The following is a 26,193-nucleotide window of genomic DNA, read 5'->3' on the forward strand; positions in this document are numbered from 1 at the left end:
TGAAAATTAAATTATGGCAAAGAAAAGTCAGCATGTAGTTCCTTTTGGAAATGGTTGGGCAGTACTTGCAGAAGGCCGTAAAACAGTTTCCGTAATTACAACCCGCCAATCTGAAGCTATTTCCTATGCTAAGGGCATTGCTAAAAAACAACTTGCTGAGGTGATTATTCATGGCAGGAACGGAAAGATCAGGGAGAGAAACAGCTATGCGCTCCGGTAGACTACATTTTAAAAATATCCCAATAAGAAAAAGGTTCCGCTATAACACGGAACCTTTTTAATTTTCATTCATTTTACGGGCGGGAATCTACTTCGTCGTCCTCTTCTTCTTCCTCCTCATCCTCCAGTTCATCTTCCAGTTCGTCCTCATCTTCTTCAATGTCATCTTCATCCTCATCCTCATCGTCTTCCTCTTCATCGGGGCCGGGAGCATCTTCTATACTGTCCCGCACTGCTCCGGCAAAGTCGTTTTCCTCCAGGTCTTCATCCTCCGCCTCCTGTACTTCTTCTTCCCGTTTTTCTTCGGATATGTCTTCATAATCAACAAATTCCTCATTTGGCACCTGCGGCGTCATTTTTTTAGGCGATTGCATAAGTAGAAATTTTAGGATGAACAGATTTGTTTCCACTGATTATGCCGCAAAATCTGAACCATGAGAAAAACGGGTAATTCTTTACTCACCCTGCGCACATACCTTGCGTACGATATACTATATTTGCGATATGTACGCCATCGTAGACATCGAAACCACGGGAGGCCATGCCAGCGCCGGAAGTATCACGGAAATAGCCATTTTTATTCATGACGGGATGCAGATTGTACAGCAATACGAAACCCTCGTGAACCCAGGCATGCCCATTCCCCGGTATATCCAGGCCCTGACCGGCATCACAAACGAAATGGTGGCTGATGCACCTCCTTTTGAAGAGGTGGCACAGCAGGTTTTTACCCTCCTCCAGGGCCAGATCTTCATTGCCCATAACGTTAATTTCGATTACTCTTTCCTCAAATTCCAGCTGGAGGCGGCAGGTTATAAACTGCAAAGCCGGAAACTCTGCACCGTACGCCTGAGCCGTAAGGTTTTCCCGGGATTTCCCTCTTACAGCCTGGGGAATTTATGCCGGCAGCTGAATATTAATATCCAGCAGCGCCACCGGGCTACCGGCGATGCCTTGGCCACCGTACAGTTATTTGAAAGGATCCTGGCAGCAGATAAAGATGGCGCTATCGCAGCCGCTTTAAACGTCCGGTCCAAAGAGCAATGGCTGCCCTTGCATCTGCCGCAGGAACAGGTGGTGGACCTGCCCATGTCTCCGGGAGTTTATTACTTCCACAATGAAAAGGGGAAAGTGGTGTATGTGGGGAAAGCGAGGAATATCAAGAAACGGGTTACCAGTCATTTTACAGGGAATAGTTCCGGCCGGAGGAAACAGGAATTCATCCGGAACATACACGGCATTTCCTTTGAAAAAACGGGTACGGAACTGATGGCTTTCATCCTGGAATCTGTTGAGATCCGCCGTTTATGGCCGGTTTATAACAATGCACAAAAAAGAATAGAGTCCAGGTTCGGGTTCTATGTTTTTGAAGATCAGGGCGGTTACCTGCGGCTGGCCATTGAAAAGCGAAGGAAATATTCCACACCGGTTTATACTTTTAATCTGCTCACAGAAGGGCATCAGCGCATGAGAGAACTGGTGCGCGAATTCAAGCTCTGCCCGAAACTCTGTTTCCTGCAAACGGATAATGATACCTGTGTTGGTGTAACGGAAAAATCATGCAAGGGTGCCTGTGATAAAAAAGAAAAACCCGCTAAGTACAATCAGCGTGTAATGGAAGCTATTGAGCACCTGAAATCAGAACAGCCCTCTTTTGTAATCGTGGACAGCGGAAGGGAAGCAACAGAACGCAGTTGCATCCTGATGGAGAAAGGGAAGTTCTATGGTATGGGATACGTTCCGAGGGATGTGGCCGTTACGGATAATAATATGTTGAAGGACTGGCTGACGCAGTATCCTGAAAATGAATTCATCCTCAATCTGCTGCGCCAGCATGCGGGTGCGCGTAGTGCGGTGGGAGGATAAGAACAATGCAAGCCCCCGCGTTTAAAACAACTCATTCGTATTACTCACACTATCTTTCCAGCCTGCAGCGATCTTTTCCTGCACCATAACCGCTTTTTCTTTCTCTGCATCCGCAGCATCCGCACAGGTCTTCACCTGGATCTGCCCCTTTGAACCTACACGCCCCTGCCGGATGAACAACTTTCCGCCACTCACCGCAATCTCCCAGAACTTCGCTGTTTTCCCTTCTCCGGAAATTAACCGCGTAGTGCCCGCTGGTGTTGCTTCCTGTGGTATCAGAGAGGAGAGAGGCGCCGCTTCCGGCAAACGGTCCAGCCGTTTGAGGATCTCTTCCATTACCTTCTGTGGTTGCAGCAGCCAGTCCTTAGCATACACTGTAATCGTGCGCCAGCCAAAGCTTTCGAGTATGGCAGGCCGTTGATAATATTGTTCCAGCACATCGGAATGCTGATAGTAATTATCATCATCCACCATAATACTCAATGCATATGCTTTATCACTTTCCTGCGCTTTCACTGCCAGTGAACATTTAAAGCCGGATTGCCCTACCTGTTCAGATACGGTAAATCCCTGCTGCTCCAGTTGCTCCCTGATCTCCTGCAATATCACGGTATCCCCGGAGCGGTGACGCCGCGTTTGCTTATCACTGGATAATCCATCCAGTATACTACGCGCCATATTCATATTACCGGTGCTCACCGTTTCAGCATATTGCAGGAAACGGCGTAAGTAATTAGCACCCGCATTATATACATTCGTGATCTGGTGATGCCGTATACTGCTTACAATGGCCATATGCTGTTTAGCACGACTGAAAATAACGTTCAGCCTCTTTTCCCCGCCACGTTTATTGATCGGCCCGAAGTGCATGGACATTTTGCCTCTTGCATCCGGCGCATAACAAACACTCATGATAATAATATCCCTTTCGTCTCCCTGCACATTTTCCAGGTTCTTCACAAACAATCCTGTGAATTGTCCTTCATCCGTCCGCTCAGTAGCATCATCCAGCAGTTCATCGAACTTCTTATCGTTGGCGGCCAATGCTTCCAGCGCGGCTTCAATGGCATGTTGCTGCTCCTGGCTAAAAGCCACAATACCAATGCTTTCCGGCGTACGTTTCATTAATAATTCCCGCACCAGGTGTGCTATGTAAGTGGCTTCAGCAGTGTTTCCCCTTTTGGCATACGTGCCGTTCGGCAGATGATGGAAACTGATGCTGCGGTCAAATAATGCAGATACAGAAAACAGCGCATCGGATGGTTGTTGTATGCTGATAGGTGGTTTCTCTCCGTTATGGATACTGCGGTCAGGAATAGTGAGCAGGCTCGCGCCATAGAATGCATGATTGCTGTAGCTGATCAGTGTTTCAAAATGGCTGCGGTAATGCCATCCCAGCATCACGCTGTTCATTTTCCGGGCACCCTGTGTAAGCAGGCTGTCTGCATCAGCACTGAGTATTTCATCTTCTTCATCGTTCCTCTCCAGGTCGTCCGGATCACCGGCTTTGGCAGTGAAGAAATCAGTAGGGGGCATCTGCCTGTCGTCTCCCACAATGATGGTTTGCGGTGCGCGGTAGAGAGAGGGCACACCTTCTTCCAAAGTGATCTGGCTGGCTTCATCAAAGATCACGGCATCAAAGAAGGGCTGGTCCAGTGCAAGGGAATCACTCACGCTGAGCGGGCTCATTAACCATACGGGTTTCAGGTCTTTCAGCACCAGGCCGCTGCTGCGGGACGTGAGTTCGCGGATGCTTTTATACCGCATGCTTTTAGCAAATTCATTCTCCAGGATCTTCCTGCCTTCGCCGTAATTCTTTGCAAAGGGCTGTTCTTCTTCCGGTACCTGTGAAAGTGCTTTGTTGCTCAGCTGTACATGCTGCCCGAATCGCTGCCGGATATTGGCCCTTATAAAAGCCGCATTCACCTTCAATAATTCCCCGTAGCAATGTTTCACCTGTTCTACTGCTTTTTCTATCACCTGGCTGCCGGTATTGGCAAAGGGTTTATTCTGCTGGTAGATCTGTTTCAGTGTTTTATGTGCCATACCGGCTTCCATTTCCACTGGCGTCCAGGGAAGTGTGCGTAGCGCGAGCTTCAGGCCGCCGGGCATTTCCAGGTAATTGCCTAATACCGGCAACAGTTCTTCCAGGGCAGGGGCGTTCAGGTTGATGGAATCCAGGAGGTCTGTGAGTTCTATGAAATCCTGCACAGGAGGGTCCTGCAATGTTTTGGATAAACTGATGTCCAGCTTATGAATGGTATCATGCAAGCGGGCCAGTTGTTCTACTACCTGCTGTGCCTGCGGATGTTGCAGGAGGTATTGCATGGGGGCTTCGTTCAGGCGCACACGTAATCTTTCTATGGTCAGCCAGGTAAGATCGATGTTCTCAATGCGGTATTGTTGCCGGATGGTTTGGCGTGCCTGTTCCGCAGAACCGGCAGCATCATATTCTGCCTTGAGTAGTAACAGGATGCTGCTGAAAGCAGGTACTACGGCGTGTTGGGACAGATCATAACTTTCCTGCATTTGCCGCTTCAGCCTGCGCCAGCTGCCGTAAAGGAAACGCCAGAAAGAATCCTGGTGTTTTTCTGCAATGGCAATGGCCTGCAGGGTATCCTGCTCGCTGAACTTCCGGTGCCAGTGTATATTCTGTTGGGCTGCCTGTTCTGCAGCTTGTTGTAAAACTTTACTTTCTTTTACGGCCTGTTCAAATGCATGTGCTTCAGGATTCTTTGCATCTATCAGCAATAAGTTACCGCTTTCTGCCAGGGGCAATAATAAGGTAGCATTCAGCACCAGCTGGCGCAGTTCTTCAATGGTCTTTGCATGCACGTCAACAGAAGAAATAACACGGGTCACCAGGTCCAGCAACGCCCTGCTATTGGCGATCAGGCTATTGAGCAACTGATGGGGCTGCTCGGCAGCAAACACCTGTTCATTCACTTTACTGAGCGGATGTGTGGCAAATACAGGATCTGCACCACTTTCTTCCAATGCTTCTCCCAGCAGTTCCACAATGTTGCCGAACTGCAGCCATTGTTTATAATGGGGTACGTTCTCTTCCACGGCAGGTGCTACGGTTTGCAATAAAGGCTTCAATACCAGTACCCGCTCTATCAGGGTACGTACGGCTATCCCTGCATTTTCTGTTTCATGTGCATGTGTATCATGGAACTGCTGCAGCAGTTGTAATTGCTGCGACAGATCCTGCAGTAAAGCATTTCGCCGTACGGTGATATTGTGCAGGTTTTCCGCCGGGCGCAGGAATGCTTCGTAGGTAAGTTTCAGGTCTTTAATGAAAGCACGTTTATCCGCCTGGCTGTCGTGAATATAGCAGCAGAGTTCATCCAGCCCCTGTTGTTTTAAACGATGGAACACCACATCCAATGCTGCTCTCTTTTCGCATACAAACAATACCTGTTTGCCACGGGCTACGAAGTCTGCAATGAGATTGGTGATCGTCTGGCTTTTACCTGTGCCCGGAGGTCCCTGGATAATATAACTTTCACCTTTCCGTGCCTGCAGGATGGCTTTGGTTTGTGTGGGGTCTGCCTGTATCACATGGAACCATTCAGCTTCCGGGAAAGCTGCGATGTCCTCTTCTTCCTGCACGGGTTTGGGATGTGCGCTGAACAGCTGCTCAAATACCTCATGCTGCTGTGGCTGATCTATCACAGAATTATAATCCTGCACCAGGCTCATTTTCTTGTAATTGAAATTGCCCAGTACAACGTGGCAGGTTTCAAAATCCCAGCGGTAAGGATTATCCGTGCCTTCGGTCACTTCATAGGATTCATGATCAGGCAGCGGTGCTTTCTGTAATTTCTTCTGATATTGATTAACGGTATCCCTTGCTTCTTTGTAGATCAGTTTGATCCTGGGTTTCTGCATGTATTGCAGCACAATGCCCCTGTTGGCGCCTTCTATCTGTTTCTGCAGTGTTTGATAGAATTGGTCCATGCTCATTTCTTCCAGGTCTATCATGTCCGGCAGTTCAATGCCGTACAGGTCGCGCAGTTGGTTGGCGAGAACGGGATTTACTTCTGCATGATTGTCTGTGATGCTGAGGGAATACTGGTCTTCACCTACCTGTTTCTTCTTTTTCAGTTCAACGGGGATCAGCAGCAGCGGGCTCATCATACTTTCTTCCGGGTCTTCGCGCAGGTTATGCCATTTCAGGAAGGCCACCACCAGTTTCAGCTGGCTGAAACCATATTCCTGGATATCTTTCTGTGCTTCCAGCCGTACTTTATTCAGCACACCCGGCAGATACGGATGATCTTCAAAACGCAGGTACTTATTGAGGGACAGGTCTTTCATGCCAATCACTTTCTCTGCGATCTCTTCATTCCAGGTGAATAACAGTTCAGGGCGGATGCTTTGATGATGTAATACCATGGGCACGCTGCTCAGGGTAAGGTTGGCAAAGCGGGAATTGGGCTTATAGTAGAGCAGGCGGTTCCGTCTGCTCACGTCAAATAAACGGTTCCGTAATTTATTGAGGATGAAACCTTGTCTTTCTTTTCGTTCCTGGTATTTCCATCCTGCCATCTGGCCCAGGTCCAGTTGTTTTTCGCTGTCAAAATCCCGGTAATGTTCCAGGCGGTGGATCAGTTCATGCAGGTCCTGCGCTCTTTGTGTACGGTTCAGTTCCGTCATTTCCGTGATGATGGTACCGAGTGCCGGATGAATAGGGCGATAGGCTAATGGATGTGTGCGCTGCACCACCAGTTTATCTAATCCTTCAGGTGCATGAAGATCAATCCCTAAGGCAATGCTTGCCAGGATCAGCCCCAGGCAAAAGATATCTGTCTGCGCATCATGATGCCCCAGTAACATTTCATAGCTGCGGTATCCGGGAATGTATGCGCCATGCAGCAGTGGCTGAGATACATCTTTATGTACCTGCAGGTTGATGGCTTCCGCCTGGTCCGCCAGGAGCTTTACCTTATCTACGATCTGAAAATGTGGATTATGGTTATTGTAGAGCGCAGCTACTTTTTCATAAGCATCCAGCGGGGGATGTGCCAATGCTGTGTTCAGTATCACGGAGCGGTTTTGCACCTGTAATACATCCTCCTGGCCGAAGGGTGCAACAAGGCCGCTGTCGTGCAATGCTAAAACAGTTTTGAAAAGCGGTAACACCGCTGCGATCACGTCATCTGTTGTGTAGGCTCCGTTCTGAAAGGCAGTTTCAAGGAACTGCGGAAAAGATATAGTCGTCAATGTATACGTTTATGCTGAAAATGCTGCTCTAAAATAATCATTTAATGTGGGTGTTTCCGTTTCGTTGTTGTTTTCTTCCGCCTCCTTGTATTCCAGTTGCTCAGGGCGGGCGGGCAAATTTACTTTGCTGTAAAACAACACCTTATGAAAACTTCCCTGATGCTTTGCCTCCTGGCGGTTTTAGCCTTTAATAACGCCGTTGCACAACGAATTATTGGCAGCGTGAAAGATAAAAACGATCAGCCCCTGGAAGGCGCCAGTATTTCCATAAAAGGTACTGCTGTTGGCACAAGTACTGATTCCAGCGGCAATTTCAGCTTTGAGGCCAATATTACCGGCGAAACAATGCTCGTGGCCACTTACATGGGCTACAAAGCGAAAATATTACCGGTCACCAAAGGTGTTCCGGTTCACTTTATACTGGTAAAAGACCCTGCCACATTGGACCCTGTAGTGATCTCCGCAGGCAGTTTTGAAGCCAGCGATAAAAGTAAAGGTGCCGTAATGACGGCTATGGATGTAGTATCCGTTCCCGGTAACGGAGGAGATGTGGCCAATGCCATCCGTACGCTTCCCGGCGCACAGCAGATCGGTGAAAGGGAAGGGCTTTTTGTGAGAGGTGGTTCGGGTGAAGAAACCCGGCAGTTTGTGGATGGTATACTGGTGAACAGGCCTTATTATGTAACGCTGCCAGGCCTGCCGCAGTTCAACCGCATTTCTTCTCCCTTTCTTTTTAACGGGATTGTATTCAGCAGCGGCGGGTATTCTGCTTTATATGGCCAGGGCCTCAGTGGCGCATTGGTAATGGAGTCTACAGATATGCATGATAAATCATCTGCGGTTATTGGTCTTTCGCCCACGCTTGCAGTGGCAGGTATGCAAAAGCTGGCAAAAAATAAACGCAGCAGCTGGGGTTTCTATTCCAGGTACATGAATAACAATGCCTACACAAAGGTGATCCCGCAGGAGCAGGACTTTGCAGCAGGCCCGGCTTACCTCATGAATGACCTCAACGTCCGTCTCAAAACCGGGAAAACAGGATTGCTGAAAGTTTATGCGAATTTCGGCTACAATAAAACGGACTTCACAAAAGATGATATCGATAGTGCCGGCCTGCGTAAACGTTTTGCGGCGGAAGACAGGAACCTGTATGTGAACATCAGCCACCGCAGCCAGCTGGCAAAGAACTGGCAGCTGGACCTTGCCACCGGATATAATCATAACACCACGGACATACGGAATAACCTGCTGGATGCGTCCAAAGCAGTAGTGATCATTCCGGACACACCCTATGTGAACAAGAACCAGCATCTTAAACTGGGTGAAGATTACTTCACAGGCCGTTTTGTGCTAAGCCATTTTTTTGCGGGGCATCATGTATTAAAAGCAGGAGCGGAGTACCAGTTCACGCACGACCGGTTCATGGACGATCAGTACTATGCTTCCTTCGCGGAATTTGAATGGCGGCTGGCACACAACCTGGCCTTGCGTACAGGCCTGCGTTTTGAGTATGATCAATTGCTGAAAGCAGCAGAACTGGCGCCGCGTGTAAGTATGGCATATCGTTTACCGAATGGTGCATCCCTCAACGCCGCTTATGGGATCTTTTACCAGAAACCGGAGAACAGGTTCTTATTGGATCATCATAACCTGCCCCAGGCAAAAGCTACCCATTACATCCTGAACTACCTGCACCGTGCCAATGGCCGTTTATTCAGGGCAGAGGTCTTTTACAAACATTACGACCGGCTGCTGAAAACATACCCCACAATTAGTATGAACGGCAGCGGCGATGCAAAAGGATTTGAACTGTTCTGGCGGGATAGATCATCCATCAAAAGCCTGGATTACTGGGTAAGCTATTCCTACCTCGCTACCAAACGCGAGCACCTGGAATTCCCTTACCAGATGGAGCCTTCTTTTGCTGCACCGCATACTGCATCCCTGGTGGCCAGGCGGTTCATAGAACCTATCCGCACCAGCGTAGGCATCTCTTATTCCTATGCAGCCGGCAGACCTTATTACGATCTCACACCTTATGGAAAGATCCGTGATCAGGGCACCACAAAGTCATACAATGTACTGAACCTGGGGCTCTATCACATGTTCACCATGTTCCCGAAATGGAAGGAAAAGGATTTCACCGTGATTGCTGTTGGCGTGAATAACCTGCTGGGTACTAACCAAGTATTCGGATATGAATACAGTTATAATGGAAGCCGGAAAGTACCTGTTACGTTACCGGCTGCACGAAGTTTTTTCCTTGGCATCTTTATGAGCCTGGGAATAGACAGAACAGAAGATTTTATGAATGATAACCTTTAAAACAATAAACCATGAAACAAATGATCTCCCTGATCGCCGTATTTTTTATGCTGAACACCGTAAAGGCACAGGATCAGCAACTGGCAACCGCTGTAGCCAAATTGAACACTGCTGCATCCATTGCAGATTACCAGCAGCTGGCGAATGAATTTGGCAGAATGGCTGCTGCAGAACCTGCACATTGGCTGCCGGCTTATTATGCGGCATACAGCAACACTAAACTTGCTTTCCTGCAAAAAGATGCTGAACGGGCCATGCAGTTCAGCAACATCGCAGAAGAGCAAATTAAAAAAGCAGAAGCCATTGTGAAACCCGGGGGTAATCAGAAAGAACTCGCGGAAGTATATACCGTATACAGCTTCATGAACAGGAGCAGGGTAGAAGCAGATCCGATGACGAACGGCCGTAAATATGGCCCCATAGCCGGGGCACACCTGGGCAAAGCCAGGCAGCTGGACCCCACCAATCCGCGTGCCTTATACCTCGAAGGCCTGGTCAAATTCAAAACACCGGCTATGTGGGGTGGCGATAAAAAGAAAGCGAAGGAATTATTTGAACAGGCACTCAAACAATTCGAAGTAAAACCTGCATCAGCCGTTGCACCGCAATGGGGAAGAGCAGATTGTGAAAAAATGATTAAATAACCTTATAGCGGTTCCGTATAAAAAACGGAACTGCTAAATTTTACGATCATGAAAGCATCAACAGAAAGAAAGATCATGCGCTGGTTCCACATCATCATCAGCATTCCCGTGATAGGGTATATTTATGGCCCTGTGGCAGAGATTCCGCGTGCGGCCTTTGCCGTGAAATTCATCATCTTCCCCCTGATTGTTTTAAGTGGTTTATGGATGTGGAAAGGACATCTTATTAAAAAACAACTCCGTAACTTAGGATAATACTATGGAATCATTTCTCAGAAAACATGCTATCCGCATCGCCATCACCATCGCTTTTGTAATAGTGGCATGGAGCATAAGGGCTGCACTGTTCGACCCTATGTCCCTGGGGCGGCACCTGTTATTTTCCATCCCGGTGATCATTGTTACACAGATCATCTGGACCATCCTCTCTGCCGTTCACCGCCTGTTAAACCGGTTCCTCCCGTTTTCCAGAAGCATCTATGCCCGTGTGATCCTGCAGGTTGTAATAGGGATTGTGCTGGTATATATTTTGAGGACGATTGTTTTTGCATGCCTGGAACAGTTACCGCAATTTGAGCTGTCCAACCTGGGCAGGGCCATGATTGCCACCATCAATAACCTGGTGTCGCTGGCCGTGAATATGGCCCTGATCAGCCAGCATTTTACGGCTGTATGGAAAGAAGGGGTAGTGAAAGCAGAAAGACTGGAAAGGGAAAAAGTGCAGCTCCAATACCACCAGCTGAAGAACCAGGTAGACCCACATTTCCTTTTCAATGCTTTCACCTCGCTGGACAGTCTGGTGAAAGTGAACCCGGACCTGGCTTCCCGCTTCATTGGTCACCTGGCTAAAGTATACCGGTATGTATTACAGAACAGGGATAAAGAAGTAGTAAACCTGCAAACGGAACTCGATTTCCTCGCGCATTATATCGCTTTACTGGAAATCAGGTTTGATAAAGCGCTGGTGATTGACATCCGGGTACATGAAGCAGCACGGGAGAAAGGTATTGCCATGGTAACACTTCAAATGCTGATAGACAATGCCGTGAAGCACAATGAAGTACACCCCGGAAACCCTTTACACATTCATATTTCGGAGAAAGACGGTTACCTGGAAGTAACGAATAACAAACAGGTCCGCAGGCAGTTGGCACATTCTGATAAACAAGGACTGGAACAGTTAAAAAGCCTGTACACTTTCCTGAGCGAACGGCCTGTAATAGTGAAAGATGAAACCGATACGTTTACCGTAGCATTGCCCTTATTGTAAACCAACCCATATGCAAGTACTGATCCTTGAAGACGAACCGCTGGTAGCTGCACATTTAGTGAGACTGGTACATCAGCTGCAGCCAGACTGGCAATTATCAGGCCCCCTGGCAAGTTTACGGGAAGCAAACGCCTGGCTGCAACAGCACCCGCATCCTGATCTGATCCTTGCAGACATCCAGTTATCAGACGGTATCAGCCTCGATCTTTTCAATCATCTGCAGCCTGCCTGCCCGGTGATCTTCACCACAGCATATGATCATTATGCCATCCGGGCATTCAAGATCAACAGCATAGATTATTTATTGAAACCGGTGGATGTGGAGGAACTGGAGAATGCGTTTAAGAAATTTGCACTGTTACGGGAAAAGTACAGTAACCCGGTATACCTGCAGGAACTCATGCAGTTTGTGCAGCATCAGCAACGCAAACAGGCCTTTAAAGAAAGCTTCACGGTTCATTACGGGCGCAGCGTGTATGTGGTACCGGTAGGAGAGATCGTATGTTTTACGAAACAGGAACTGATCTATCTGCACCAGGCGGATGGCAGGCAATGGATCACCGATTTCCGTTCGCTGGATGAAGTGGAAGACCTGCTGGACCCGCAGGAATTCTATCGTGCTAACCGGCAGTGTATTGTGCAGAAGGCTTTTCTAAGTGGCTACCGCTCAGATGATACAGGGAAATTAAACCTGCAGCTGAAGATGGCAAAACCGCTGCCCGTAATGGTAAGCAAAGATAAAGCAGCCGCTTTTAAGGAATGGATCACACCGTAAACTGCAGTTCACTCAGCCCTTTGTACAATCCTTCATCTTTGACCATCAGCTCTTCATGCGTACCTTCTTCCACGATCATTCCTTTATCCATCACCAGGATCATATCTGCTCTGCGCACGGTGGACAAACGGTGTGCGATCACAATAGAAGTACGTCCCTGCATCAGTTTATCCAGCGCATCCTGCACTAAACGTTCTGATTCTGAATCCAGTGCAGAAGTTGCTTCGTCTAATATAAGGATCCGCGGATCTTTCAAAACAGCCCTTGCAATAGCTATCCGCTGACGTTGCCCGCCTGATAACTGCACGCCCCGTTCCCCCACAATAGTTTGCAAACCCTCAGGGAATTTCTGGATGAACTCCCAGGCATTGGCTTTCTTCGCCGCTTCCATGATCTGTTCTTCTGTAGCATGCGGATCGCCGTAAGCAATATTCTCCAGGATGGTTCCCCCAAAGAGGAATACATCCTGCGGTACAACCGCCATCTGGTTACGCAGCACAGAGAGGTCGTAGGCGGAAGCTGTTTTACCATCAAAGAAGATAGCGCCGTTGGCCGGATCATAAAAACGCAGCAGCAGGGAAACAATGGTAGATTTACCAGCCCCGCTCGGCCCTACCAGTGCTACCTGCCATCCGGGTTGCGCATGGAAGCTAACATCCTGCAATACAGGAATATCTTTCCGGGAAGGATAGGAGAAGCTCACACTTTCAAAACGGATGTCTCCTGAAATGCCCGGCGCTTTTTGTTCAGCGGAAAGCAGGTGAATATCTTCGGTTGGTTCATCGTGGATCTCCAGGAGGTTTTCAGATGCACCAATAGCTTTTTGAATACGGGTATAGATCTCTGCCAGCCCGCTGATGGAACCACCAATGAAACCGGAATAGAGGATGAAGGAAAACAGTTGCCCTACTTCCAGTTCACCTGCAGACATCATCAGTGCCCCTTTCCAGATAACCGCTACCATAGCGCCAAACAAGCCGAGGATAATAAAAGACACAAAAGCGCCCTGGTAAACGCCGGCCTTAATACCTGTGCGTGCGGCTTCGTTGGTTTTGGTCCTGTACCGGCCTATTTCAAAATACTCGTTGGCGAAAGCTTTTACATTAAAAATGCCCTGCAGGGTTTCCTCCACAATAGTATTGGATTCGGCCACCTGTGCCTGCACCTGTTTGGAGAAGCGCCGGATGAATTTACCAAAGAACACCGCCAGCAAACAGATCACCGGCAGAATGGCCAGCATAAAAAGGGTGAGTTTGCCGGAAGTAAGCGCCAGCAGGATGATGCCGCCGATGATCATGAGCACCTGCCGCAGGAATTCTGCCAGCGTGGTGGTGAACATATCCTGCAATTGTGAGATATCTGAGGAGATGCGGCTGTTCAGTTCTCCCACCCTGCGTTCCGCAAAGAACTTCATGGGGAGTTTGATCAGGTGGCTATAAGTGGCCTGCCGCAGCGCGGCGAGTGTTTTTTCTGTAACGGATACAAAGATCCGGATGCGGAAATAGGAAAAGGTGGATTGAAGGATCAATACCGCTATGAGGACCAGGCCTATCTGCTGTATATGTTGCATCATCGGCCCTTTATGGCTGGTATCTATCAGATCGCCCAGGAGTTTGGGGAAAGCAAGACTGGCAGCGGAGGATAATAACAACATGATCAATCCCAGTCCGAATTGCCAACGGTAGGGTTTAGCATATTGATAAAGCCTTAATGCATTGCGAATACCTGAAAATGTGATCTTTGCACGTTTTGTCTGTTGCTCCATACGGCTGCGAAGTTAGCGTTCCTTAGGGAGAAGACGATCCTGGCGGATAAATATTGTATCAGGCCTTTGCTTTGATCCATAAAGCAATGAGGATCTCTGCTACTATAATCCCGCCATACAACAGGGAGCCCGTTTCAAAATCCCCTGTTATCCAGCAATAAAAGAGCGCCGGAACAGAAAGCCCCCCTGCCAGGCAAAGGGCGAATTTAGCATATACAAAAAAGGAATAACTCCGAAAAGCATTATTGGTTGGGGCCACCACCGGTTTACGCAGTTTGCGGAGGCAATAACCGTTTTCCAGTATATCAAACAGCCAGGCCGCCAATTGCAAAGCAGCCAGCAGCCAGAAAAAATACTGCCCCACATCGGTTTTGTACCCCACAATGATGCAGAGAATGGCAATGGAAGGGTAAAAACCCGCCATGAAAAGGAAATCTACCCACAAATGGGCACGCAGCGCTTTTCGGGCAACAGGAGAGAGCCCCTTCATAATGTTGCAAAGCTCCTGTTCTGATGAAGGGAATTGCAGGTCCAGGATGCTGAACGGGATCTCTACGCCGGCTGCATCCCGGTAGCTGAACTTTTTGCCGAGCAGCAGCATCCACAAAGCAGTGAACAGCATCAGGGTGAAGGAGAGCATAAAGTATAACATCATCTTATTTCCTGCTTTGTGTTAAGAGATCAGATACGCCGCGCATATCTTTCCGGGAAGTGTTCACCTGCTGATGTACAATGATCCGCGCGGTCTTATATTCCTGCCAGTTAAAGTCTTCCAGCAGGAACTTAGCGGCGGCCTGTGCGCCGAGGATGAATAATTCCCTTTGCTTTTCATCTGAGATATTAAAGTCCAGCCAGTTGTATTCACTTACTTTGATCACGCCGATCCCTTTGCGGAAAAGACTGTTTTTTAACAGGAAGTCCTTATCATAATAATACCGCACGGTATTGAAAAGCTTACCCATATAAGCGCCCAGGCTAAGGTTATCTGCCTGGTTCCGGGTATTGTCAGCGGGTTCCGCATCATCCAGTTCAATACCCAGCGTGGGTAAACGGGGAATGGTCACCTCCGGGTTGTATAATACGTTGATGGGGAAGTTGGATAATACGCCGCCGTCCACAAAACGCACCGCTGTGGGAATGTCTTTTGGTTCCAGCAGCAGGTGATTGCGCCAGTTGGTTTGAATAATGGGCAGGTCCCTTGGAATGTTGCGGATGATGTGTGATTCAAAGAAGAGTGGAATACTCATGGAGGCCCGCACAAATTCTGCCGGATGGATCTCGTGTTTGTTTTCCCGGAACAGGTTCCACATACGCGGAAATTCAATTTTATTCTGGGTGATGATATCAGAGGTGATCAGGGTGATATCCGGTTTTAAACCTTTGAGCGGATTGTCGCCCAGGTTCTTGTCTATCTGGATCCCAGGCCTCAGGTGTAAACCCTCCGGGATCTTTTCCGATACTGCTTCCAGGTCGTCAATATTATTCACCCCGTTCTTTTCCATGATCATTTTGATCCATTCCGTAAAGTTCCTGCCGGGATTGATGCCAAAGCCGCGGTTCTTGAGCCGCTGGATCAGGTAGCCGAAATATCCTCCTGCCAGCCCCAGGCTCATCAGCACAATGCCCGTTAAGATAAAACTAACAAGGGCTACTCCGCTGAACACCGGGTAATGAAAACGCAAACCCACACTCAGGATGTCCAATACAATAAGCAGGGCAAGGATAATACCCAGCCAAAGCCCGCAGCGTTTGATACGTTTGGCGAAGTTTTCTGTTTTTACCACCCATTTAATGAGCTTTTGGGCGAAAGGGTGACCATCTACAAAATCAAAGAACGGTTTCTCACAGAGGTATTCCAGGATCCTTTCAGAGCTGGTCCGTTCGTCCGCTTTCACAACAGCCATCAGGGTGGTATTGATAGCTCCCGCGCTGGTGCCCGCCAATCGCATGAAGCGGATCCCCACTTTTTCCAGCACATAGGTATAACCTACCAGCGCAATACCCAATACACCACCGCCTTCCTGGACCAGGTTTACGTATTGATATCCCTCCCCATCCAGGGTGTCTGAGATCTCCAGTTTTTTGTAATTGCGGGAGGAGCCGGGTTCATCAAACCTTTCTGCTAATTGCTGAAGTACCTGTAACACGGCAGGTGCTTCCGTGAAGTATTCAATAGGAACTTTCTTTTTTGCAGGCATGCTTAAATTTAAGCAATATTCTACTCAAATGTGCGAAAGCCGGGATGCTGCGCGAGTGCCAGCATTTCCTTGTCGCCACTGCTATCGCCATAAGCATAAATGGTAGCGTAGGTAGTAAGGTGTACGGCTTCCTTGATCCGGCACACCTTTTCATTGCCATTGCAGTTCTTGCCCACCAGCCTGCCTGTTACCAGGCCATCTTTGATCTCAAGGACAGAACCCAGGCAGGGTATCTTCAGGGTTTCGCTCCAGGGGGCTACCCAGTTCTCTGCAGAGGCCGTAACAATGTACACATGATGGCCTTCGGACTGGTGCCAGGCGATTGCATTCAATGCTTTGGGGCGTAACAGGGAAGGTAAACGAAGCCGGCAGAAATCATTACATACCTGCTGGAATACTTCTACGGGCATATTCCTGAAATAGAAGCGGAGCACTATCTCTTTCATCTGCTGATTGGAGATCACTTTCATTTTGAACAGCACCAGTAATGGAGATAGCAGGGCCATACCCAGGTAAAGCGCAGCGCCGCCCTTTTGAAACCGGATGATCTCAAAAAGGGTGTCTTTTGCTGTTATGGTACCATCAAAATCAAAGAAAGCGATCACGTTCTTCATTCAAAAAAGCTCTTATTCGTTGGCAGATAAATGATTACGTAAAAACTCAACACCCAGAGGAGAATGTTTATCTGGATAAATCTGTCTTTGTATAGGATAGAAGTTGGCGAACCTGTATTGTTCTCTACATACGCTATTTGTAAATATCGCATTAATCCGGCAATTACGAAAATGCTCGTATAATAAAGGCGGTATGTTTTGAAACGGGCCATGGTATGCTGGTCCATTGTGTACATAAGGTAGGTGACAATGATCACCGCAGACACCAGGGCCAGGGAGGTATTCAGGAAGTCCATATTGTACCCTTTGGAAGCTACCCGCATATCTTTTCCGGAAGCCATCTTCAGTACAATGTCGTCCCTTCTTTTGGCGATAGCCATGAACAGGGCCAGGAGGAATACCATCAGCATGAGCCATTCGGATACGGCTACTTTGGAAAGTACGCCACCTGCTTTTACCCTCAATACAAAACCAACGGACACAATGAAGATATCCAGGATGGAGATGTTCTTAAGCCCAAAGGAGTAAGCGAGGTTCAGGAAGAAGTACAGGCTGAGTATGAAGGTAAATTTCTGGTCAATGAAATAAGCAAACCCAAAACCGCCCATCACCAGTAAGGCAAAAATGATCAACGCAGCATTTTTGGAGACCTTGCCGGATGCCAGGGGGCGTTTGCTTTTGGTAGGGTGTGCCCGGTCCGCCTCCATATCCCGGTAATCGTTGATGATATAAATACTGCTGGCCAGAAGGCTGAAACAGATGAACCCGCCGAATACTACGAGAAGCTTTTGCGTATTGAAGATATCGCCCACGAAAAAAAGGGGGATGAACAGGAATAAGTTCTTCGCCCAATGCTTTGGCCTTAATAGTTTCAGATATTCCACGGGATTAAACATTAATGCGCGGCAAGATACAATGAATCTCAGGAATATACTACCAGACCTGTGAATTACTGTGTAAATCGCTTGTGATCAAATATATAGTGTAGTTTATTTCAAAATCTACATTTATATGAAAGAAGAAGGGATGATAGTTTGATCTTCAAGTTATTAGGTGTAGAAATGGTGCGGATTCGCTACTGGCGGAAGCTGCTGAAGATCAATGCTGTTTACAGTTATTTTAAGGACTATCCCTGTCATTTCTGCCGCATGGGATGTTCTTTTGACAGGTACCCCACCTTAATACGGGATGGCTACGGGATTGATACGGGATTGATACGGGAATGATACGGGATTGGTGGCTGTCAACTATGATTTTTGCTACCTTTTGACCTGCACCCGCACCTTAAAATCCTATCAGTGGCCCTGCAATACACCGTTGGAAAAATACTGCTTAACACACTCATTCCCAATAAATAAACCCCTCTTCTTTAAAGTCAGACATTGGGTTTGGAAAACTACACATTATGCCTACCTTTGTATAACCAGCAAAACCAGTTTAGCCGGTTAGTATTTACAGATGTCTGAAGCGAAAACCATACAAACCATGCGCCTGGACGGCGGAATTGCCTGTCTCAACTTTGTCAATACAAAAGACAACCGGAGCAAGGAAACCGGCATGGACTACCTCAGCCACTACCGCGATCTGCTGGACCTCTGTGAACGGCTTGAACTTATGCCGGCTAAAACCCGCCAGGTATTGGAACGCCTGGCCAAAGCCTACCCCGATCAGGCCCGCCAGGAATTCGATAAAACCATCGCCCTCCGGGAATTGCTTTACAGGGCATTCAGCCAGCTGATAGAAAAAGGCAAACCACCGGAACTGGAATTACAGCAATTGAGTACACAGCTTGCCAATGCTTTGAGTTACCTTGAGCTGCATTTTGACAAAACCAGCAAAGAAATGAAGCTGATCTATACCCGCCCGGCACTGGAGCAGCCTTCATGGTTAATGTTGCAAAGTGTAGCTGAATTATTGACTGGCAAAGAGTTATCTCTTTTGAAAAAATGCCCGTCCTGCTACTGGTTGTTCCTGGACAGGAGTAAGAACAAGTCGCGGAAATGGTGCAGTATGGCTACCTGTGGAGACGTCTCAAAAGTTAAACAGGCTTATCACCGCAAGAAAAAAGAACGAAAGAAACCATGACCACCAGCTCCAAAAAAACAAAACTCATCATAGCCTTAGGGCTTGTATATATCATTTGGGGATCCACCTATTTAGGAATGAAAATAGGGACTGAAACAGTTCCGCCATTCCTGCTGTCTGCCATGCGGTTCATTTTATCCGGCACCATTATGTTGAGTGTGGGTTTCTGGCAGGAAAAGGAAATGCCTACCCGTAAACAATGGCTGAATGCATCGCTCATCGGGATCTTACTGATAGGCATTGGCAATTCAAGCGTGGCGCTTTCCGTGAAATACATGCCCTCAGGCCTTGTAGCCCTTTTTATTGCTGCCTTGCCTGCATGGTTCATTGCGCTGGACTGGGCCTTTTTCAGTAAAGAACGCCCTAAACCCCTCACGCTATGGGGGTTGGTACTGGGTTTTGCGGGCCTCTTTTATATTTTCGATCCTTTCCACCTGTTCTCTGCAGGCAGCGGTGCCGCAAGGTCTTATCCCTTATGGCCCATCCCGGTTTTAACGGTTGGTTCCATTGCATGGGCATTAGGTTCCCTGCTTTCTCCAAGGCTGGATACGCCGAAACAATTTACCTCTTCCGGCATCCAGATGCTGGCAGGTATGGTTTCATGTATAATCTTAAGTTGTTTGCTGGAACGGCATGATTGGCATACAGTTGAGACAATGACAATAAGGGCATGGTCCGCCATTGCCTATCTCGTGATCTTTGGATCCCTGGTAGGATATACTGCTTACAGCTGGCTGGTAAATAATGCGCCTGCACATTTAACAGCTACCTATGCATATGTGAATCCGGTGGTAGCGATCTTCCTGGGTTGGCTGATCGTAGACGAGGTGCTGACCTGGCAATCGGTGATTGGTTCCGTGATCGTAATTGGCGGGGTGGTATTGATGACGGTGGGCAAAGTTAAAAAGAAACACTGATCACTTGGTTAGTTCCACTTCAAACTGGAGGATATGCTCGTTTTTAAGCAACAGCTCATTTAATGCTGTTAACCTGGTAATTGGGCCGGTTAATTCATATTTTCCTTCCAGCACCACCATCTGGTTTTCCCGTGTTTTGGTAGTGGAAAGCGCCTTCACCAGAAGCCGGTTACTGGTAAACATGGTTTCCAGTTCAGCGGTTGAAATGGAATCTTCCCGGTATTTGATAGCATAGTATTTCCGTTCCCTTTCTTTCATGATAAACTTCTCCACGAAGGTAAGGCCCCACAGCACCAGTAAAGAAATACCCACTGCTGCCCAGGCCAGTCTATATTCCCCCACACCAATAGCCATACCGATGGCCGCAGAGATCCAGATCACAGTGGCGGTAGTGATACCATCTATGGTAAATCCTCCCCGGAATATCACACCGGCGCCAATAAAGCCAACACCTGTAAGGATATTGGAAGCAATACGGTCTCCTGTGGCAGCACCGCCGATCTCCACGCTGAGGATCGTAAATAGTGCAGAACTTACACAAATAAGTGCAATGGTACGGATCCCGGCAGCTTTGCGCTGAAATTCCCTTTCCAGCCCCAGGATGGAACCAGCCGCCAGGGCAATCAGTAAACGGGTGAAACCTATTTCCTGGAAAGATGGGTCCAGCAGTAATTCATGGATTTTTTGCATACTCGGTAATTTAATCAGCAGGCGCCCGGCAGAGGCGTGCCATTCACAGACAAAAGTTGGTCCAAACGGATCAGCAGCCCGTTGTCCATCCGTAAATATTCCACTTTATTCAAAGCATAAAGGTCCTCTATGCGGCCGGAAACGGTTTGTTCCTCCCCGTTTTCGTCCCGGAACACCAACAGGCAAATGGTATGCATGGTAGCCCAGGCTTCCAGGCGATCATAATAATCGCAATCTATAGGCTGATATATTTTTTCTGACCCTTCCATAAAAAATGCTTTGTAAAGTTAACGCCGGTCAGCGTATTTTTGCAGCACCAAAAAAATACGTAATCTATTAAAATAATCCGGCATGTTAGAGTCTACATTTAATTTCCCGAATCAAACCGCTTTCTACAAAGGTAAAGTTCGGGACGTGTACACCATTGAAGATAAGTGGATGGTGATGTTTGTCAGTGACCGCATTTCTGCATTTGATGTGGTATTACCCCGTCCCATTCCCTACAAGGGCCAGGTGCTGAACCAGATAGCGGCAATTATGCTTGATGCTACAAAGGATATCGTACCTAACTGGGTAAAATCCGTACCGTTGCCAAGCGCTACCGTTGGTCTGAAATGCGAAACCTTCCCTGTGGAAATGGTTGTACGCGGTAACCTCACCGGCCATGCATGGCGTACTTACAAAAGCGGCCAGCGTGTACTTTGCGGTGTAACCATGCCGGAAGGCCTGAAGGAAAATGATTATTTCCCCACACCGATCATTACGCCAACCACCAAAGCACACGAAGGTCATGATGAAGATATCTCCCGCGACGAGATCATTGCCAGCGGTTTAGTAAGCAAGGCAGATTATGAGCAGCTGGAGAAATACACACTGGCATTGTTCCAGCGTGGCCGTGAATTAGCAGCTAAACGTGGCCTCATCCTCGTAGATACCAAATACGAATTCGGTAAGATCGGCGACACCATTTACCTGATAGACGAGATTCATACCCCGGATTCTTCCCGTTACTTCTATGCAGAAGGATACGAAGCCAAACAAAAAGCCGGCGAAGCACAAAAGCAGCTGAGCAAGGAATTTGTAAGGGAATGGCTGATGGAGAACGGCTTCCAGGGCAAGGAAGGCCAGCAGGTACCGGAAATGACAGATGCTTTCATCGAAAGCGTAAGCAACCGTTACATTGAGCTGTTCGAGAACATCACCGGGCAAACATTCAAAAAAGAAGATGTAGCACCAGCTGATGCAGAGAAAAAGATCATCGACACACTGAAAAGTTTATAAATAAGAAAGGGGAGCAGCAATGTTCCCCTTTTCATTTTAACTATACCGGATACAATCCTTTAGTTTCTTCTCCTTTTTGATCTGGATCTTCTTTCCGTTCACCGTGATCACCTGTTCCTGCACCAGTTCATTCAATACTTTAAACAAGGTTTCGTAAGTAGTGCCCGCATAGGATGCCATATCCTGTTTGGTGAGGAGCATTTCCGTTCCAAAGAAATCCCTGATCTTCAGCAGGGCATCTGCAATGCGGCCTTTCACATCCATATGCACCATGTTCCGCATACTATGTTCTGCCACCTGTAATTCCTGCGCATATAATAACATCATCTGGTAAGTAAGTTCATTGTTCACGGCCAGCGTGGTGCGAAAGAATCCTGCTGTAATGAAACAGGCGCTGCCCGCTTCCAAGGCAGTGGCAGTAACCGGGTTCAGCTGTTGCGGCCCCATTCCCCTGTGCCCCAGCACATCACCTTCTTTAGCAAATTTGATGATCAGTTCCTTTTCTTCGCCCCATTGTTTATGCACTTTCACCTTGCCTTCATGCAAAAAGTAAAAGCCGGTAGCAGGTTCTCCTTCCTGGAAAATGCGCTGCCCTTTTTTGAAATGAACAATGCCGGCATGTGTGGCGATGGCGCCACTCCATTCCGGTAAACTATGCCTGCACAGGAAACAATTTGGATGACCATTCATTGTTTAAATCATATAATTATGGCAAAATTACTTAAATAATCACTATAAAATATTGTTTATGCAATACTTTTGCTGGTAAAATCATGCAGGTATGAGCAAAGATGAGTCCATTCCCGTTGCACCTTCCCTGGTGGATGATATCCATATAACAGAAGAAAACGTGGTTTCCAAACGGGTGTTCTTTTTAAGTATCCAGGTTGTACTGAATGCTATTGTGATAGGCTTTGTGGCTAAGGCCCTCGTGGCATTGATCAACCTGATCACCAATATTTCCTTTTACGGCCGGTTCTCTTTTGCGGAACATGGTCCTGCTGCCAATCAATTAGGCATCTGGGTAATTGCCATCCCCGTGATCGGCGGATTACTGGTTGGGATCATTGCCCGTACCGGTTCTGCAGCTATCAGGGGGCATGGTATTCCCGAAGCAATGGAGCAGGTACTCACCAATGAAAGCAGGATCAAACCAATTATCACCATCCTCAAACCCTTGTCTGCCGCCGTTTCTATTGGAACGGGAGGTCCTTTTGGTGCGGAAGGCCCCATCATTGCCACCGGTGGTGCATTTGGATCTTTTGCAGGGCAGATCATGCATATCACCCCCAGCGAGAGGAAGATCATGCTTACGGCTGGTGCTACCGCCGGTATGGCGGCCATTTTCGGAACACCCATTGCTGCTGTGCTGCTGGCCATAGAATTACTCCTGTTTGAATTTTCGCCACGTTCCATTATCCCTGTAGCATTAGCTTGTGCAACAGGTGCCGCCATGCACTACCTCTTATTTGATACGGCACCGGTATTTGTCATGCCGGTAATTCCATCGCCCACTTACCAGGATATGCTCTGGTATCTCTTGCTGGGTGCAATGATCGGCGTAATTGCAGCAGGGGTTTCCAAAAGTGTATATTTCATAGAAGACCTGTTTGAAAAGCTCCCCATCCACTGGATGTGGTGGCCGGCTATAGGAGCAGTGGCAGTAGGGGTAACGGGGTACTTTGCACCTTATACCCTGGGTGTGGGCTATAGTAATATCACCGATCTGCTCTCCGGTTCTTTGCCTTTGCAATTGGTGTTGGGCCTCTGTTTCCTGAAATTCATTTCCTGGTCTGTATCCCTCGGCAGCGGAACATCCGGTGGTACGCTGGCTCCTTTGCTTACCATAGGAGGGGCCACGGGCATAGCTTTGGGCATGCTGGTGCTCAGCATTTTCCCGGAAAGCTCCATCAACCTGCCTACCTGTGCATTGATAGGAATGGCGGCCATGTTTGCCGGAGCTGCCAGGGCATTACTGACCTCTATTGTATTTGCATTTGAATGCACTATGCAGCCACATGGGCTGTTACCCTTGCTGGGCGCCTGCACAGCTTCTTATTTTGTATCCTTTTTTATGATGAAGAGCTCCATTATGACGGAAAAGATTCATCGCAGGGGTGTTTATACACCAGATAAATATGAGCCGGATGTATTGCAGCACCTCTCTGTGGAAACGGTGATGGAGAAACAGGAACAGGGCCGGCCCGCAAATTTCCAGACGATCTATGTGTATCCTGAAAGCAGGCTGGGCCTGGCAATAGACATCATGGGCCGCTACAATATCAACACCCTGCCGGTCGTAAATAAAGAGAATAAACAGGAAGTGCTGGGCATGCTCGATGCACAGATGATCCTGAGAGCTTACCGGCAAAACCGCAGGGACAATGATGCATATCAGCGCGCTATTTCCATTAAACGCAGCGGTTTTAAGCTCATCCTGCAGGGGCGGCAGATATTAAAGTATAAAGGGAAAAACTGAGCGCATGGGATCAATGCCTACATTTGTAAAGCATTATGAAACACCTGGCAGTTTTAAACAAGTACTTCGTCCGATATAAATGGCGCTTCCTTCTTGGCATGTTGTTCACCGCTGTATCCGTTGCGTTCAACGTTTTTCAGCCCGTTCTCGTGCGGCAGATCTTTGATCTCCTGGAGCAGAACCTGAAAAACTATCCCATGATCAGCGACACGGGGTTGAAAGAGGCTTTCAGAAGTTCCTTTTCCAAAAGCCTGGCTTTCTACGGGGTGTCTATCCTGGGCCTGGCATTGTTAAGCGGATTTTTCATGTTCCTGCAAAGGCAGACCCTCATTGTTATGAGCCGGTATATCGAATATGATCTCAAAAACGAGGTCTATCAGCATTACCAGCGCCTGGACCTGAACTTCTTTAAAATGAACCGCACGGGCGACCTCATGAGCCGTATCACGGAAGACGTCTCCCGGGTACGCATGTATGTAGGCCCGGCCATTATGTATGCAGCACGCACCATTATTATGATGGTAATGATCATCTGGCTCATGTGGGAAGTGAACCCTATGCTCACCCTCTACACCTTATCGCCGCTGCCTTTGCTGGCCATCACCATTTACTTTGTGAACCGGGTGATCCACAAGAAAAGTGAACGCATTCAATCCCAGTTATCCAATATCACCTCCATTGCGCAGGAGAATTATTCCGGCATCCGGGTGATCAAATCATACGTACAGGAAGAACCCAGCGCCCGGCATTTTGAGGAAGCCAGCGAAGCCTATAAACAAAGCTCTATCAGTCTTGCCAAAACCGATGCCCTCTACCAACCCGCTATGGGACTAATGATAGGGCTGAGTGTGATCTTCACCATTTTCATTGGCGGTATGCAGGTGATCAATGGGAATATCACCGTGGGTAACCTGGCGGAGTTCGTATTGTATGTGAACATGCTCACCTTCCCTTTCTTTTCTATTGGCTGGGTGGCTTCTATGATCCAGCGGGCTGCGGCATCACAGCAGCGGATCAATGAATTCCTGGATGAAAAGCCACAGATCAAAGATGAGCCGGGTGCTATAGATGTTACGCTGAAAGGGGAGATCCATTTTTCAAACGTATCCTTCACTTATCCGCATACCGGCATCCAGGCCCTGAAGAACTTTGAACTGAAGATCAAACCCGGTCAGAAAATAGCGGTCATCGGGCGGACCGGTTCCGGCAAAAGCACGCTGGCCCAGCTACTCATACGAATGTATGATCCGCAGAGCGGGCAGGTAAAGATGGATGGGGAAGATATCCGGAACCTGAAACTCAACAGTTTGCGGATGCAGATCAGTTACATACCGCAGGATGTGTTCCTGTTCTCAGATACCATCAGTAATAATATCCGCTTCGGCGAACCCACAGCTACAGAGGAAACCGTACAGCAGGCAGCCAGGCAGGCTTCCGTGGAAAAAGACATCCTGCAGTTCCCCGAAGGTTTTAACACGATAGTGGGAGAGAGGGGCGTAACCCTCAGTGGTGGCCAGAAACAGCGGGTGTCTATTGCCCGTGGCCTGATCCGCAACCCCAACATTATGGTGTTCGACGATTGCCTTTCTGCCGTAGACGCCCGTACGGAAAAGGAGATAATAGGTAACCTGTATGCCTATCTGGAAGACAAGACTGCCATCATCATCACCCATAGGATCTTCTCCTTATTTGCATTCGATAAGATCATCGTTCTGGACGAGGGAAAGATGGTTGAAAGCGGAACGCACGATGAATTAATTGCACTTAACGGATACTATGCAGAGCTATATGCCAGGCAGCAAACCGGGGCTGAAGAAAGTGTAAACGGGTAGTTTT

Annotated in this window: 22 protein-coding genes; 12 read left to right on the top strand and 10 right to left on the bottom strand. The window is 48.0% G+C overall.

All coding sequences use genetic code 11. The annotated features are described in order from the left end of the window. Nucleotides 1–13: 13 nt before the first annotated feature. Complete coding sequence (locus tag BUR42_RS06685; protein WP_074238483.1) at nucleotides 14–220, top strand: DUF2188 domain-containing protein; 207 nt, start codon at nucleotides 14–16, stop codon at nucleotides 218–220. Nucleotides 221–293: 73 nt separating this feature from the next. On the opposite strand, the gene BUR42_RS29730 is transcribed toward BUR42_RS06685, so the two are convergent. After that, nucleotides 294–593: a hypothetical protein gene (locus BUR42_RS29730; protein ID WP_159442228.1), complete on the bottom strand. Its 300-nt coding sequence runs from the start codon at nucleotides 591–593 to the stop codon at nucleotides 294–296. Between the two features lie 130 nt (nucleotides 594–723). On the opposite strand from BUR42_RS29730, the gene BUR42_RS06695 reads away from it, so the two are divergent. Next, nucleotides 724–2,085, top strand: a complete 1,362-nt coding sequence (locus BUR42_RS06695) for an exonuclease domain-containing protein (protein WP_074238485.1) — start codon at nucleotides 724–726, stop codon at nucleotides 2,083–2,085. Nucleotides 2,086–2,106: 21 nt separating this feature from the next. Here the strand turns inward: BUR42_RS06695 and BUR42_RS06700 are convergent, their stop codons facing one another. Further along, nucleotides 2,107–7,314, bottom strand: a complete 5,208-nt coding sequence (locus BUR42_RS06700; protein WP_074238486.1) for an AAA domain-containing protein — start codon at nucleotides 7,312–7,314, stop codon at nucleotides 2,107–2,109. 144 nt (nucleotides 7,315–7,458) lie between these two features. Between BUR42_RS06700 and BUR42_RS06705 the strand changes: the two genes are divergently transcribed. The 5 genes from BUR42_RS06705 to BUR42_RS06725 are packed head-to-tail and all read left to right on the top strand — an operon-like array spanning nucleotide 7,459 to nucleotide 12,328. After that, entirely contained in the window at nucleotides 7,459–9,639 is a 2,181-nt protein-coding gene (locus tag BUR42_RS06705) for a TonB-dependent receptor (protein WP_074238487.1), read from the top strand. 11 nt (nucleotides 9,640–9,650) lie between these two features. Then, nucleotides 9,651–10,283: a tetratricopeptide repeat protein gene (locus BUR42_RS06710; RefSeq protein WP_074238488.1), complete on the top strand. Its 633-nt coding sequence runs from the start codon at nucleotides 9,651–9,653 to the stop codon at nucleotides 10,281–10,283. A 48-nt stretch (nucleotides 10,284–10,331) separates the two neighbouring features. Beyond that, a complete protein-coding gene (locus BUR42_RS06715; protein WP_074238489.1) occupies nucleotides 10,332–10,538 on the top strand; it encodes a hypothetical protein in 207 nt (68 codons plus the stop codon). A 4-nt stretch (nucleotides 10,539–10,542) separates the two neighbouring features. After that, nucleotides 10,543–11,553, top strand: a complete 1,011-nt coding sequence (locus BUR42_RS06720) for a sensor histidine kinase (protein WP_074238490.1) — start codon at nucleotides 10,543–10,545, stop codon at nucleotides 11,551–11,553. 10 nt (nucleotides 11,554–11,563) lie between these two features. Beyond that, entirely contained in the window at nucleotides 11,564–12,328 is a 765-nt protein-coding gene (locus BUR42_RS06725; protein ID WP_074238491.1) for a LytR/AlgR family response regulator transcription factor, read from the top strand. On the opposite strand, the gene BUR42_RS06730 is transcribed toward BUR42_RS06725, so the two are convergent. From BUR42_RS06730 to BUR42_RS06750, 5 genes are read right to left on the bottom strand one after another with little or no spacing between them, the layout of a single operon-like run. Next, complete coding sequence (locus BUR42_RS06730; RefSeq protein ID WP_074238492.1) at nucleotides 12,318–14,093, bottom strand: ABC transporter ATP-binding protein; 1,776 nt, start codon at nucleotides 14,091–14,093, stop codon at nucleotides 12,318–12,320. The genes BUR42_RS06725 and BUR42_RS06730 overlap by 11 nt on opposite strands. Before the next feature lie 58 nt (nucleotides 14,094–14,151). Further along, nucleotides 14,152–14,748, bottom strand: a complete 597-nt coding sequence (locus tag BUR42_RS06735) for a hypothetical protein (protein WP_074238493.1) — start codon at nucleotides 14,746–14,748, stop codon at nucleotides 14,152–14,154. A gap of 1 nt (nucleotide 14,749) precedes the next feature. Continuing rightward, nucleotides 14,750–16,291, bottom strand: coding sequence for a patatin-like phospholipase family protein (locus tag BUR42_RS06740; protein WP_074238494.1), 1,542 nt, complete (start codon nucleotides 16,289–16,291; stop codon nucleotides 14,750–14,752). Between the two features lie 20 nt (nucleotides 16,292–16,311). Further along, nucleotides 16,312–16,905, bottom strand: coding sequence for an HAD family hydrolase (locus BUR42_RS06745; protein WP_074238495.1), 594 nt, complete (start codon nucleotides 16,903–16,905; stop codon nucleotides 16,312–16,314). Continuing rightward, complete coding sequence (locus tag BUR42_RS06750) at nucleotides 16,902–17,789, bottom strand: decaprenyl-phosphate phosphoribosyltransferase (protein WP_084185633.1); 888 nt, start codon at nucleotides 17,787–17,789, stop codon at nucleotides 16,902–16,904. The genes BUR42_RS06745 and BUR42_RS06750 overlap by 4 nt, the downstream gene beginning before the upstream one ends. A 574-nt stretch (nucleotides 17,790–18,363) precedes the next feature. Between BUR42_RS06750 and BUR42_RS06760 the strand changes: the two genes are divergently transcribed. Beyond that, nucleotides 18,364–18,990: a CGNR zinc finger domain-containing protein gene (locus tag BUR42_RS06760; protein ID WP_074238498.1), complete on the top strand. Its 627-nt coding sequence runs from the start codon at nucleotides 18,364–18,366 to the stop codon at nucleotides 18,988–18,990. After that, entirely contained in the window at nucleotides 18,987–19,907 is a 921-nt protein-coding gene (locus BUR42_RS06765) for an EamA family transporter (protein WP_074238499.1), read from the top strand. Before BUR42_RS06760 ends, BUR42_RS06765 begins: the two co-directional genes overlap by 4 nt. On the opposite strand, the gene BUR42_RS06770 is transcribed toward BUR42_RS06765, so the two are convergent. Next, a complete protein-coding gene (locus BUR42_RS06770; protein ID WP_074238500.1) occupies nucleotides 19,908–20,597 on the bottom strand; it encodes an MgtC/SapB family protein in 690 nt (229 codons plus the stop codon). Between the two features lie 14 nt (nucleotides 20,598–20,611). Next, on the bottom strand, nucleotides 20,612–20,866 hold the full coding sequence (locus BUR42_RS06775) for a hypothetical protein (protein ID WP_074238501.1): 255 nt from the start codon (nucleotides 20,864–20,866) through the stop codon (nucleotides 20,612–20,614). A gap of 82 nt (nucleotides 20,867–20,948) precedes the next feature. Here BUR42_RS06775 and BUR42_RS06780 point away from each other — a divergent pair, with 82 nt between their 5' ends. Further along, nucleotides 20,949–21,878, top strand: coding sequence for a phosphoribosylaminoimidazolesuccinocarboxamide synthase (locus BUR42_RS06780; RefSeq protein WP_074238502.1), 930 nt, complete (start codon nucleotides 20,949–20,951; stop codon nucleotides 21,876–21,878). Between the two features lie 36 nt (nucleotides 21,879–21,914). On the opposite strand, the gene BUR42_RS06785 is transcribed toward BUR42_RS06780, so the two are convergent. Beyond that, nucleotides 21,915–22,568 carry a Crp/Fnr family transcriptional regulator gene (locus BUR42_RS06785; RefSeq protein WP_074238503.1) on the bottom strand — a complete coding sequence of 218 codons (654 nt, stop codon included), beginning with the start codon at nucleotides 22,566–22,568 and terminating at the stop codon, nucleotides 21,915–21,917. 91 nt (nucleotides 22,569–22,659) lie between these two features. Here BUR42_RS06785 and BUR42_RS06790 point away from each other — a divergent pair, with 91 nt between their 5' ends. Together BUR42_RS06790 and BUR42_RS06795 are read left to right on the top strand one after the other, a co-directional pair. After that, nucleotides 22,660–24,357, top strand: a complete 1,698-nt coding sequence (locus tag BUR42_RS06790) for a chloride channel protein (RefSeq protein ID WP_074238504.1) — start codon at nucleotides 22,660–22,662, stop codon at nucleotides 24,355–24,357. Between the two features lie 35 nt (nucleotides 24,358–24,392). After that, nucleotides 24,393–26,189 carry an ABC transporter ATP-binding protein gene (locus BUR42_RS06795; protein WP_074238505.1) on the top strand — a complete coding sequence of 599 codons (1,797 nt, stop codon included), beginning with the start codon at nucleotides 24,393–24,395 and terminating at the stop codon, nucleotides 26,187–26,189. Nucleotides 26,190–26,193: the final 4 nt, after the last annotated feature.

The organism is Chitinophaga niabensis (assembly GCF_900129465.1).
Lineage (GTDB): Bacteria > Bacteroidota > Bacteroidia > Chitinophagales > Chitinophagaceae > Chitinophaga > Chitinophaga niabensis.

What these genes read in the sequence shown, in the direction of transcription:
- BUR42_RS06735 (WP_074238493.1), bottom strand. Translation starts at nt 14,748, where the DNA reads ATGATGTTATACTTTATGCTCTCCTTCACCCTGATGCTGTTCACTGCT.
- BUR42_RS06695 (WP_074238485.1), top strand. Translation starts at nt 724, where the DNA reads ATGTACGCCATCGTAGACATCGAAACCACGGGAGGCCATGCCAGCGCC.
- BUR42_RS29730 (WP_159442228.1), bottom strand. Translation starts at nt 593, where the DNA reads ATGCAATCGCCTAAAAAAATGACGCCGCAGGTGCCAAATGAGGAATTT.
- BUR42_RS06730 (WP_074238492.1), bottom strand. Translation starts at nt 14,093, where the DNA reads ATGGAGCAACAGACAAAACGTGCAAAGATCACATTTTCAGGTATTCGC.
- BUR42_RS06790 (WP_074238504.1), top strand. Translation starts at nt 22,660, where the DNA reads ATGAGCAAAGATGAGTCCATTCCCGTTGCACCTTCCCTGGTGGATGAT.
- BUR42_RS06765 (WP_074238499.1), top strand. Translation starts at nt 18,987, where the DNA reads ATGACCACCAGCTCCAAAAAAACAAAACTCATCATAGCCTTAGGGCTT.
- BUR42_RS06720 (WP_074238490.1), top strand. Translation starts at nt 10,543, where the DNA reads ATGGAATCATTTCTCAGAAAACATGCTATCCGCATCGCCATCACCATC.
- BUR42_RS06775 (WP_074238501.1), bottom strand. Translation starts at nt 20,866, where the DNA reads ATGGAAGGGTCAGAAAAAATATATCAGCCTATAGATTGCGATTATTAT.
- BUR42_RS06795 (WP_074238505.1), top strand. Translation starts at nt 24,393, where the DNA reads ATGAAACACCTGGCAGTTTTAAACAAGTACTTCGTCCGATATAAATGG.
- BUR42_RS06725 (WP_074238491.1), top strand. Translation starts at nt 11,564, where the DNA reads ATGCAAGTACTGATCCTTGAAGACGAACCGCTGGTAGCTGCACATTTA.
- BUR42_RS06740 (WP_074238494.1), bottom strand. Translation starts at nt 16,291, where the DNA reads ATGCCTGCAAAAAAGAAAGTTCCTATTGAATACTTCACGGAAGCACCT.
- BUR42_RS06780 (WP_074238502.1), top strand. Translation starts at nt 20,949, where the DNA reads ATGTTAGAGTCTACATTTAATTTCCCGAATCAAACCGCTTTCTACAAA.
- BUR42_RS06715 (WP_074238489.1), top strand. Translation starts at nt 10,332, where the DNA reads ATGAAAGCATCAACAGAAAGAAAGATCATGCGCTGGTTCCACATCATC.
- BUR42_RS06785 (WP_074238503.1), bottom strand. Translation starts at nt 22,568, where the DNA reads ATGAATGGTCATCCAAATTGTTTCCTGTGCAGGCATAGTTTACCGGAA.
- BUR42_RS06745 (WP_074238495.1), bottom strand. Translation starts at nt 16,905, where the DNA reads ATGAAGAACGTGATCGCTTTCTTTGATTTTGATGGTACCATAACAGCA.
- BUR42_RS06685 (WP_074238483.1), top strand. Translation starts at nt 14, where the DNA reads ATGGCAAAGAAAAGTCAGCATGTAGTTCCTTTTGGAAATGGTTGGGCA.
- BUR42_RS06705 (WP_074238487.1), top strand. Translation starts at nt 7,459, where the DNA reads ATGAAAACTTCCCTGATGCTTTGCCTCCTGGCGGTTTTAGCCTTTAAT.
- BUR42_RS06770 (WP_074238500.1), bottom strand. Translation starts at nt 20,597, where the DNA reads ATGCAAAAAATCCATGAATTACTGCTGGACCCATCTTTCCAGGAAATA.
- BUR42_RS06710 (WP_074238488.1), top strand. Translation starts at nt 9,651, where the DNA reads ATGAAACAAATGATCTCCCTGATCGCCGTATTTTTTATGCTGAACACC.
- BUR42_RS06760 (WP_074238498.1), top strand. Translation starts at nt 18,364, where the DNA reads ATGTCTGAAGCGAAAACCATACAAACCATGCGCCTGGACGGCGGAATT.